The organism is Candidatus Pseudomonas auctus, from assembly GCF_048654275.1.
In the GTDB taxonomy this organism is placed as follows: domain Bacteria; phylum Pseudomonadota; class Gammaproteobacteria; order Pseudomonadales; family Pseudomonadaceae; genus Aquipseudomonas; species Aquipseudomonas pharyngis.
In genome coordinates this window covers 41,680-52,216 of sequence record NZ_JBJYZK010000023.1, presented here as the reverse complement: position 1 = coordinate 52,216, position 10,537 = coordinate 41,680, and the positions used below count along the sequence as shown (strand labels likewise).

The window sequence follows — 10,537 nt, the reverse complement described above, 5'->3', positions numbered from 1 at the left end:
CTCTCGTTAGCGGGAGGCGAATTCTACAGCGTTACACGCTGCTGTCAACACCTCTTTTTCTCCGCTTTCGACCGAGAGGATCGAACCGCTGAAAGCACCCAACAAACCGGCATTTCCAACTGCCTCCAGGCTTCGATGAACTGAAGCGACCCGCCTTCGAAACCTACTTAACTCATTGAATCTCAAGGAGTTTTCCGTTTCGACTGCGCCGGAAGTGGGGCGAATTATAGACCTCTGGAATTCGCCGTCAACACTTAATTTCGCTTTTCTTGAAAAACCTGCTTCTTACCCATCAAACGCGGGATCCGACGGGTCAAGGGAGGAATGCGCAGCGCTAGAAGGAAAACACCTATAAAGGCATAGATCGCCCACTCTTTGAGATCGGCACGTACGATCCATAACATATGCAGCAATCCCAACCCGAGAATCACATACACCAACCGGTGCAGCTTCTTCCAGCGGGTACCTAAACGGCGCTGGCTGTATCGGTTGGAGGTAACCGCCAATGCCAACAATCCCAGAAAACCCAAAGCACCCACAATAATGTAAGGACGCTTGCGCAGTTCGACGCCCAGTTGCGACCAGTCAAAACCGAGAATGAACGCCATATAGCTGCAAAGATGCAGAACCACATAGGCAAAACACCAAAGCCCCAACTGCCTGCGCACAGCAATCCACCCGGCCCACCCCGTAAGCTTCTGCAACGGCGTCATACTCAAGGTGATCAACAGCAACACCAATGTCCCGAGGCCCAGTCGATCAACCAGGACTTTCCCGGGATCAGGCCCAAGCAGATCCGCAAAGGCCTGATAGAACCAGAACAGCGGCCATATTGCCGCAGCCAGGAAAACACCTACGCGCCAGATCGGATATCGCATCAGTAGTTCTTCCGCAGATCGAGCCCTGTATATAAAGAAGCGACCTCGTCCGCATAGCCGTTGAACATCTGCGTATCACGCACATTCGGCTTGAACAGGCTGTTGGGCAACCGCCTCTCCCGCGCCTGGGTCCAACGTGGATGGTCGACCGTAGGGTTCACATTCGCATAAAACCCGTACTCATCCGCCGCAATGCTCTGCCAGGTCGTCTTTGGCTGCTCGCTGACCAGACTGATCCGCACGATGGATTTGACGCTCTTGAATCCGTACTTCCAGGGCACCACCAGACGCAAAGGCGCACCGTTCTGATTGGGCAATTCGCGGCCATACATACCTACCGCAAGAATCGCCAAGGGATTCATCGCCTCATCCAGGCGCAAACCTTCAACATAGGGCCAGTCGATCAGGGCAAATCCCGAACGCTGTCCGGGCATGCTCTTCGGATCCTGCAAGGTTTCGAAGCGAATGTATTTGGCATTGGAAGTAGGTTCTACCTGCTTCAACAGCGCCGAGATGGGGAAACCAATCCAGGGAATCACCATCGACCACGCCTCAACACAACGAAGGCGATAGATGCGCTCTTCCAACTGGTAAGGCTTCATAAAGTCTTCCAGAGCATAACGCCCCGGCTTGCCCACCTCCCCGTCCACGACAACACTCCACGGTTCGGTTTTCAACGAACCCGCATTGGCCGCCGGGTCGCCCTTGTCGGTACCGAATTCATAGAAGTTGTTGTAATGGGTTGCGTCTTTGAAAGGTGTGATCGCCTCATCCTTGACGCTCACCGCCCCCCATTTGACAGAGGGCAGTTTCTCGGCAAACCAGGCGGGCGCCTTTCCGGCTTCGACATCGGCATAGCGGGCAGCCTCTTCGGCACTGGCCCAGCGCGGCAAAGTGCTCATGGCCAAACCGGCCGCGGTTGCTCCGAGCAATTGACGGCGAGAGAGATAAATGGATTCAGGCGTGACGTCCGACTCATGGCAGTCGGACGCTTTGGGGACTTTGATCAGCATGGCAACTCCGCAGCTTTGGAGGACAGATGCACCATAGACTGCGGAGTATGAGGGAAATTACATCACTCGGCGTGTTTGTGACGACGAAGATGCAACAGATACTGCACCGGGCCCGACGCGGCATAGGCGAGGAACACCAGCAGCAGAATGCGAGGCGGATCACTGAACACCACGGCAAACACCAGCACCACCGCCAGAATCGCCACGAAAGGCACGCGCCCCTTCAGATCCAGCTCCTTGAAGCTGTTGTATTTGATATTGCTGACCATCAGCATGCCGGCGGCCGCAACCATCAGCGCGACCAGGAACGACATCTTCGAACCCTGAATCCCGTAATCGCTGAACGCCCAGACAATCCCCGCAACAACGCCGGCAGCAGCCGGGCTGGCAAGACCGATGAAGTAGCGCTTGTCGGCGGTCCCCACCTGAGTGTTGAAACGCGCCAGACGCAACGCCGCACCCGCCACATAGATGAAGGCAACCATCCAGCCGACCTTGCCCATGTCACCCAGTGCCCAGCCGAAAGCCAGAAGCGCCGGCGCGACACCGAAGGCAACCATGTCCGACAACGAGTCGTACTCGGCACCGAACGCACTTTGGGTATTGGTCATGCGTGCCACGCGACCATCAAGGCCGTCGAGCACCATGGCGACGAAAATCGCGATGGCGGCAAAGGCGAAATACTTGCTCGCATTCGCCGCGTCCCCGGCACTCAAGGCAGCCTGGGCACTCATCGAGTTGATGATGGAATAGAACCCCGCGAACAGATTCGCAGTGGTGAACAGATTCGGCAGAAGATAGATACCACGATGCCGGACTTTACGGCCTTCTGCGTCATGCCCTTCTTCGATGTGCTCATCGATGGGCAGAAGGCTTTCGGCGTCTGAAGCCTGGTTCGGCTCTTCGGGACGTTCGCTCATGGACAGTACCTTGCAACGGATTGGACATTTTCGACAGGTGTCTGGGACGACGGTTCGGCCACAAACGATGCAGCTTTATACCAGAACCGCCGGCCCATACGAAAAAACGCGGCCGAGGCCGCGTTTTTTCATACAAGGTTCGACGACTTAGTTTTTGGCTTTGTCGACGATCTTGTTGGCACCGATCCACGGCATCATGGAGCGCAGTTGCTCGCCGATGATTTCGATACCGTGAGCGGCGTTGTTACGACGCTTGGCGGTCATCGAAGGGTAGCCGGTTGCGCCTTCGCTGATGAACATTTTGGCGTATTCGCCGTCCTGAATACGTTTCAGGGCGTTGCGCATGGCCTGACGGGATTCGGCGTTGATCACTTCCGGACCGGTCACGTACTCGCCGTACTCAGCGTTGTTGGAGATCGAGTAGTTCATGTTGGCGATACCGCCTTCGTACATGAGGTCAACGATCAGCTTCAGTTCGTGCAGGCACTCGAAGTAGGCCATTTCCGGCGCGTAGCCAGCTTCAACCAGAGTTTCGAAACCGGCTTTTACCAGTTCAACGGTACCGCCGCACAGAACAGCTTGTTCGCCGAACAGGTCGGTTTCGGTCTCGTCCTTGAAGGTAGTTTCGATGATGCCGGTACGACCGCCACCAACGCCGGCAGCGTAGGACAGTGCAACGTTTTTGGCGTTGCCCGAGGCGTCCTGGTAGATCGCGATCAGGTCAGGGATACCGCCGCCTTTCACGAACTCGGAACGTACGGTGTGGCCCGGTGCTTTCGGCGCGATCATGATCACGTCAAGGTCGGCACGCGGAACAACCTGGTTGTAGTGGATCGCGAAGCCGTGGGAGAAGGCCAGGGTGGCGCCTTTCTTGATGTTCGGCTCGATTTCGTTCTTGTACAGCTGGGACTGGAACTCGTCCGGGGTCAGGATCATGACCAGGTCGGCACCGGCAACAGCGGCAGCCACGTCGGTCACTTTCAGGCCGTGGGCTTCAGCCTTGGCAACGGTAGCCGAACCTTTACGCAGACCGACGGTAACGTCGACACCGGAATCTTTCAGGTTGCACGCCTGGGCGTGGCCCTGGGAGCCGTAACCGATGATGGCAACTTTCTTGCCCTGGATGATCGACAGGTCGCAGTCTTTATCGTAGAAAACTTTCATGAATTTCCCCTTTATATCCAGGCCGTTCAGGCCATTCGCTAATTTGGTTTAGATGCTGAGTACTTTGTCGCCGCGGGCAATACCGGTGACGCCACTGCGGACGGTCTCCAGAATCGATGCGGTGCCGATGGACTGAATGAAGCTGTCGAGCTTGTCGCTGGTACCGGTCAGTTGAACGGTATACACGCTGGCGCTGACGTCGACGATCTGTCCACGGTAAATATCGGTGGTGCGTTTGATCTCGGCGCGCTGGGCGCCAGTGGCCTTGACCTTGACCAGCATCAGTTCGCGCTCGATGTGAGCGCTTTCCGACAGGTCCACCAGCTTGACCACTTCGATCAGCTTGTTCAGGTTTTTGGTGATCTGCTCGATGATTTCATCGTGACCGACGGTGGTCAGCGTCAGACGCGACAGGGTCGGGTCTTCGGTTGGCGCCACGGTCAGGCTTTCGATGTTGTAGTTGCGCTGCGAGAACAGGCCGACTACGCGAGACAAAGCACCGGGTTCGTTTTCCAGAAGCAAGGAAATAATGTGCCGCATGATTAGGTACGCTCCGTCTTGCTCAGCCACATATCGCGCATCGAGCCGTCTTTGATCTGCATCGGATAGACGTGCTCGCTGGTGTCGACCGAAATGTCGATCACCACCAGGCGATCCTTCAGGGCGAACGCCTCTTCCATCTTCGACTTCAGATCTTTCGATTCGGTGATGCGTACGCCGACGTGGCCATAGGCTTCAGCCAGCTTGACGAAGTCAGGCAAGGATTCCATGTAGGAGTGCGAGTGACGGCTGCCGTAACTCATGTCCTGCCACTGACGAACCATGCCCAGAACACCGTTGTTCAAGATGACGATCTTGACCGGCAAACCATATTGCAGGCAGGTCGACAGCTCCTGGATGTTCATCTGGATGCTGCCTTCACCGGTGACGCACGCAACATCGGTATCTGGGAAGCTCAAAGCGATACCCATCGCGGCCGGCAGACCGAAGCCCATCGTGCCCAGACCACCGGAGTTGATCCAGCGGTTCGGCTTGTTGAACTTGTAGTACTGCGCAGCAAACATCTGGTGCTGGCCCACGTCGGAGGTCACAAAGGCATCGCCCTTGGTCACTTCGCACAGGGTTTCGATCACGGTCTGTGGCTTGATCTTGCTGCCGTCGCCCTTGTCGTAAGGGAACAGGCCACGATCACCGCGCCACTCGTCAACCTGCTTCCACCAGCTGGCGACCGCTTCCTTGTTCGGGGTTTCGCCGATTTCCTTGAGGATCGCGACCATTTCAGTCAGGACGCTCTCCACCGGACCAACGATTGGCACGTCGGCCTTGATGGTCTTGGAAATCGAAGCCGGGTCGATGTCGATGTGAATGATCTTGGCGTTCGGGCAGAACTTCGGCGCGCCGTTGATCACGCGATCGTCGAAACGCGCACCGACCGCCAGGATCACGTCGGCATGGTGCATCGCCAGGTTAGCGGTGTAGCTGCCGTGCATGCCGAGCATGCCGATGAACTGACGGTCAGTGCCAGGGTAGGCACCCAGGCCCATCAAGGTATTGGTAACCGGCAGGTTGAGCATTTGCGCCAGTTCGGTCAGCGGCGCGGAGCCGTTGCCGAGAATCACGCCACCGCCGGAGTACAGCACGGGACGCTTGGCCGCCAGGAGCATTTCTGCCGCCTTGCGGATTTGCCCGGAGTGACCGCGAACGGCCGGGCTGTAGGAACGCAGTTTGGCTTTCTTCGGGAAGATGTATTCGAACTTCTCGGCCGGGTTGGTCATGTCTTTCGGGATATCGACCACGACCGGGCCCGGACGACCGGATTGCGCCAGGTAGAAGGCCTTCTTCATGACTTCCGGGATTTCCGAGGCGTGCTTGATCATGAAGCTGTGCTTCACGATCGGCCGGGAGATACCGATCATGTCGGTTTCCTGGAACGCGTCGGTACCGACCATGGTGCTTGGCACCTGACCGGAAATGATCACCATTGGAATCGAATCCATATAGGCAGTGGCGATACCGGTGATGGCGTTTGTGGCGCCTGGACCGGAAGTCACCAATACCACGCCGGCTTTACCGGTGGCACGGGCGTAGCCGTCAGCCATATGGGTAGCCGCTTGTTCGTGACGAACCAGGATGTGGGTCACTTCCGGTTCTTTGAACAGGGCATCGTAAACATGAAGGAGAGCACCACCCGGGTACCCGTAGATATATTTGACGCCTTCGTCACGCAAAAAGCGGACGAGCATCTCACCGCCAGATAAAAGCTCCACGTTGTTCACCTCTAAAACGCCAGAATACCGTCCACAAAAAGGCGAACGGGTCTTAATAGGTTTACTTCTCGGCAGAGCATGAGCGACGGTGGTCGCCGACTACGTCAGCACTGACTGAGCAAGTATTGGGATCGTCCCAAGTGTTGCGGGCCTTTCCCACCCAGCGCGAGGTAACGCGTTGCGGGTGTAACAGGTCGACGCGGATATGCGCCTCATGATCTGCCGAGAGGGTCTGCTTCTGGCAGTCCCTGTACAGCGGACTTTGGATTCTTCTGTTTCGCCCTCTGCAAGTCAAGCCGTCTATGTGCTTAATTGTGGGTAAGCACATGAGAACGCAAGAAAAAACCTGGAAACCGCTACTCTGTTAGCTTCAATTGCGCAGTTTTGCCAAGGAATCAGCATGCGAACGCTTCTCCTAATTCTGTTAATCAGCGCCAGCCCATGGTGCATGGCCGCTCAGATCTACAAATGGGTCGACGCCCAAGGCGTCACCCATTTCGATCAACAGCCACCACAAGGGCAGTCGTCCACCGCCGTTAAGACGCCCTCCTCTCCCGCACCAATACCTGCCGCATTACCTGGCAGCGGTGCGCTGGGCGATCAGAAAGCCATCGATGACAAGGTCAAGAAGCAAGTGGCCGAACAACAGAATCAACTCAAGGCATTTTGCGAACAGGCGCGCACGAATCTCGCGCAACTGCAGAACAATCCGCGCTTGAGGGAGGAGGTGGAGGGAGAACTGCGGCGGCTGAGCGACGACCAGCGCCAGCAGCGTACTGAAGAGGCAAAGAAACAGATAGCGGAAAACTGCCAGTGACGACTGGCAGCTCCCGGCTCAGCGTGAAGCGGTGATCAGCAGGTCGAACTCTTTGAGCAACACCTGAAGCTGCCGATCCTTGCCCTGCAGGTTGCGTTGGGCAAAAACCATTTCGGCCATTTCCTGAATGCCCGAGGCATTGGGCAATGGCAGATCCTGTTCGAGGATCATCTTCATCCGCGGCAGGAAGATCCATTGCAGCCACTGCTCGAAATCAAGCGTGTCGACCGAAAACGGCTCGACGCTGCTCAGGGCTTCGACCGAGGGCTGGACGTCATCCCACCAGCCCTGGGCGCGCAGTTCGCGCTCGATCAACAGCAATTGATCGGCAACTTTGGAGAAACGACTGTCCATCACAGCGAAACCTTGGCCTTCTGACGGGCCAGAGTGGCGCCGGCGGAATCACCTTGTTTCTCACGCGCCTGAGCGATCAATTCCCACAGACTGGCCTGCAAGTCCGGACGACCATTGGCCATGGTCAGTGCGCGACGAGCGGTCTGCTCGGCTTGCGGCGCATCGCCCTGGGCCATGCGCACCTGCGCCAGACGGTAAAGTACTTGCGGCTCGCGCGGTGCTACACGCTGCGCACGCTCCAGGCTGGAGGACGCGCCGTTGAGGTCGCCACCGGCCTGCTGCTGTTGCGCAGTAGTCAACAGGGCGAGAACCGGGCCATCCAGTTGTTCATCGGCAGACAGACCACCGCCGCTGCTGGCCGAAGGAATGCCGCTCGGCGTCGAAGGCATGCTGTAGCTGCCGGAGCTGATCGGCGCCGACTCGACCGCCGACGGGTTGTACGGCCCCGGCGTGATGCCGCCGGACGCCGGGCCCGGAACGATCGGCGAAGTGCTGATCGGTGCCGAAGCCGCTGCGCCGCCCGGCACCATCACCACCACACCGGTATCACCTTGCGGGATCGCCTGGGTCTGGGCCTGTGCAGGACGTTTCACCGTCGTTTGACGGAAACCGCCATTGGCCGAAATGCGCTCGCTGTTGGACACGGCGGTGCCGGAATCCACGACCGGGATCGAACCACGCTGTACGGTGGAGCAGCCGCTGAGCAAAGCCACGGCGGTCACCGCTGGAATCAACCACTTGTTCACTTGAAACCCTCTTTGCTTAATTCATCCAGCCCTTGACCCAATCCATCACCGACTCGCCCGATGCCGGGCTTTCGCCCGCACAGGAGGCGCCGGGTGGCGGTTCGCTGCCGCGAATATACGGCATCTGCACGGCGCCCGGACAGTTGGCATCGGAGCCTTGGCCGGTACGCGAATCGACCCAGGCCTGCACCACGTTATCCGGCTGCGGCATGTCCAGCGGCAGCGGATCGGCCTTGCGCATGAAACTGGTCCAGACCTGCAACGCACCGGTGGCCCCGGTGAACGGCGTCTTACCGTTGTCGTCGCGGCCGAGCCAGACTACCGCCAGCAGATCCTGGCTGAAGCCGGCAAACCAGCTGTCGCGCGAATCGTTACTGGTGCCGGTCTTGCCCGCCAGTGTCAGGGTTCTTGGCAACACGTTATAAACCGAACTGCCGGTGCCTTCACGCATGACCCGCTGCATGGCGTTCTGGATCAGGTAGATCGAGGCCGGATCGAAACGCTGCTCGATCTGGAACGGATAACGCTTGAGCGGTTCGCCGTCGGCAGTCAGCACGCTGCGAATCCCGCGCATCGGCGTATTGAAACCACCGTTGGCAAGCGTCTGATACATTGTCGCGACTTCAATCGGGGTCATTCCGCCCGCACCGAGCAGCATCGACGGGAACGCCGGAAACTCGCGGGTCACGCCCAGGCGACCCAGCGTCTTGAGGACATTCGGAACGCCAACCGCCAGACCGAGGCGCGAGGTCGACAGGTTGTAGGAATGTGCCAACCCCTGATACAGGAACACCGTACCGTGGGAGCGGCGGTCATAGTTCTGCGGTTTCCAGACCTGACCATCCGCACCCTTGATTGAAAGCGGCTCGTCCGACAGCCAACTGGTCAACGTGTACTGGCTCGGCTTCTCCAGCGCCGTCAGATAAACCGCCGGCTTGATCAGCGAGCCAATCGGCCGCACCGCATCCAGTGCCCGGTTGAACCCGGCAAAACTCGCCTGACGGCTGCCGATCATGGCCTGGACTTCGCCGGTTTCCGGGTTGGTAACGACCATCGCCGCTTCCACGTCGTCGGAACCCTTGCGACCGGACAGACGCTTGAAGGTGTCGTTGACCGACGCTTCGGCTTTCATCTGCAGAATCGGATCGAAGCTGGTGAAAATCCGCAGGCCTTCTTCGGTCAAGTCTTCGTCGCGGTAGTCTTCACGCAACTGGCGTTTGACCAGATCGATGAAGCCCGGAAACGAACTGTCGGCCAGCTTGCCGCGCGTGGTTACGCCCAGCGGCATTTTCTTCGCGGCAGCCACCTGTTCGGCGGATGCGACGCCTTGCTGCTCAAGCACGTCGAGCACCAGATTGCGTCGCTCCAGCGCCCGCTCCGGATTGCGGCGCGGGTTGTAATAGGACGGACCTTTGACCATCCCGACCAACAGCGCGACCTGGTGCAGCTTCAACTCGGACAAGGGCTGGGCAAAGAAAAACTGGCTGGCCAGACCGAAACCGTGCACCGCCCGCTGACCGTCCTGACCGACAAAGACTTCGTTGAGGTAAGCCTCGAGGATTTCCTTTTTGTCGTAGTGCAGCTCGAGCAGCATCGCCATCATCGCTTCGGTGAGCTTGCGGGTCAGGCTGCGTTCGTTGGTGAGGTAGAAGTTCTTGACCAGTTGCTGGGTCAGCGTACTGCCGCCCTGGGTCATCTTGCCGCCCGAGGTGTTGACCCAGACTGCGCGGGCAATCGATTTCGGCGACACGCCCCAGTGGCTGTAGAAATCCCGGTCTTCCACGGCGACCAGGGTTTCCAGCAGGTACGGCGGCACCTGATCGAGCTTGATCAGAATCCGGTCTTCAAGGTTTTTCGGGTAGATACCGCCGATCATCAACGGCTCCAGGCGTACCACGGAGAGCTTCGAACCGTTGGTCGCCGAGAGTTCGGCCACGTAATCGCCGGAGAAACGCACGCGCACCGGCTGCGGTTTCTCGAGGCCTTCATAGAACTGGAAGCCACGGGTATTCAGATCAACCGTGTTGCCATTGACCGCCGCCGCGCCGGGACCGTTGCTCACGGCTTCGCGGCGATAGCCCAGGGCATCGAGTTCGGTGAGGAAATCGTCCTTGCTCAGCTTTTGTCCGACGAACAGCTCAAGCGGGCGCGCATACACCTTGGCCGGGATGGTCCAGCGCTTGCCGGAGAACTTCTCCTGCACCACGGCATCGAGGTAAACGGCGAAGCCGGCCAGCACCACAAGGCCGACCAGACTGAGTTTAAGGGCCCAGCCCAACCATGGGCGCAGGCCCCGGGAAGCTGGTTTTTTAGGGGAACGGGGGGATCGAGTACGAGTCATGGCGGCGGATTATACGCACTTTATTCATACTCAACAG

Annotated in this window: 10 protein-coding genes; 1 reads left to right on the top strand and 9 read right to left on the bottom strand. The window is 58.4% G+C overall.

The genetic code is table 11. The annotated features are described in order from the left end of the window. Positions 1 to 254: 254 nt before the first annotated feature. The 6 genes from msrQ to ACKUG4_RS27780 all read right to left on the bottom strand — a co-directional run bounded on the left by msrQ (position 255) and on the right by ACKUG4_RS27780 (position 6,242). Complete coding sequence (gene msrQ / locus ACKUG4_RS27805; RefSeq protein ID WP_064599436.1) at positions 255 to 878, bottom strand: protein-methionine-sulfoxide reductase heme-binding subunit MsrQ; 624 nt, start codon at positions 876 to 878, stop codon at positions 255 to 257. Continuing rightward, complete coding sequence (msrP, locus tag ACKUG4_RS27800) at positions 878 to 1,891, bottom strand: protein-methionine-sulfoxide reductase catalytic subunit MsrP (RefSeq protein ID WP_445435252.1); 1,014 nt, start codon at positions 1,889 to 1,891, stop codon at positions 878 to 880. Before msrP ends, msrQ begins: the two co-directional genes overlap by 1 nt. 62 nt (positions 1,892 to 1,953) lie before the next feature. Beyond that, positions 1,954 to 2,811 (bottom strand): CDP-diacylglycerol--serine O-phosphatidyltransferase, encoded by an 858-nt coding sequence (gene pssA / locus ACKUG4_RS27795; RefSeq protein WP_039771608.1) that lies wholly within the window; start codon positions 2,809 to 2,811, stop codon positions 1,954 to 1,956. A gap of 147 nt (positions 2,812 to 2,958) precedes the next feature. After that, positions 2,959 to 3,975, bottom strand: coding sequence for a ketol-acid reductoisomerase (gene ilvC, locus ACKUG4_RS27790; RefSeq protein WP_007959661.1), 1,017 nt, complete (start codon positions 3,973 to 3,975; stop codon positions 2,959 to 2,961). Between the two features lie 48 nt (positions 3,976 to 4,023). Then, a complete protein-coding gene (ilvN, locus tag ACKUG4_RS27785; protein ID WP_003205610.1) occupies positions 4,024 to 4,515 on the bottom strand; it encodes an acetolactate synthase small subunit in 492 nt (163 codons plus the stop codon). Positions 4,516 to 4,517: 2 nt separating this feature from the next. Further along, the gene (locus ACKUG4_RS27780) at positions 4,518 to 6,242 is read right to left on the bottom strand and encodes an acetolactate synthase 3 large subunit (protein WP_064600949.1); all 1,725 of its coding nucleotides are present in this window, start codon (positions 6,240 to 6,242) and stop codon (positions 4,518 to 4,520) included. Between the two features lie 400 nt (positions 6,243 to 6,642). On the opposite strand from ACKUG4_RS27780, the gene ACKUG4_RS27775 reads away from it, so the two are divergent. Beyond that, complete coding sequence (locus ACKUG4_RS27775; RefSeq protein WP_064599441.1) at positions 6,643 to 7,059, top strand: DUF4124 domain-containing protein; 417 nt, start codon at positions 6,643 to 6,645, stop codon at positions 7,057 to 7,059. Between the two features lie 18 nt (positions 7,060 to 7,077). Here the strand turns inward: ACKUG4_RS27775 and ACKUG4_RS27770 are convergent, their stop codons facing one another. The 3 genes from ACKUG4_RS27770 to mrcB are packed head-to-tail and all read right to left on the bottom strand — an operon-like array spanning position 7,078 to position 10,500. Then, the gene (locus ACKUG4_RS27770; protein WP_064599443.1) at positions 7,078 to 7,413 is read right to left on the bottom strand and encodes a YqcC family protein; all 336 of its coding nucleotides are present in this window, start codon (positions 7,411 to 7,413) and stop codon (positions 7,078 to 7,080) included. Further along, on the bottom strand, positions 7,413 to 8,159 hold the full coding sequence (locus tag ACKUG4_RS27765; protein WP_064599445.1) for a tetratricopeptide repeat protein: 747 nt from the start codon (positions 8,157 to 8,159) through the stop codon (positions 7,413 to 7,415). Before ACKUG4_RS27765 ends, ACKUG4_RS27770 begins: the two co-directional genes overlap by 1 nt. 16 nt (positions 8,160 to 8,175) lie before the next feature. Further along, complete coding sequence (gene mrcB / locus ACKUG4_RS27760) at positions 8,176 to 10,500, bottom strand: penicillin-binding protein 1B (RefSeq protein WP_064382056.1); 2,325 nt, start codon at positions 10,498 to 10,500, stop codon at positions 8,176 to 8,178. Positions 10,501 to 10,537: the final 37 nt, after the last annotated feature.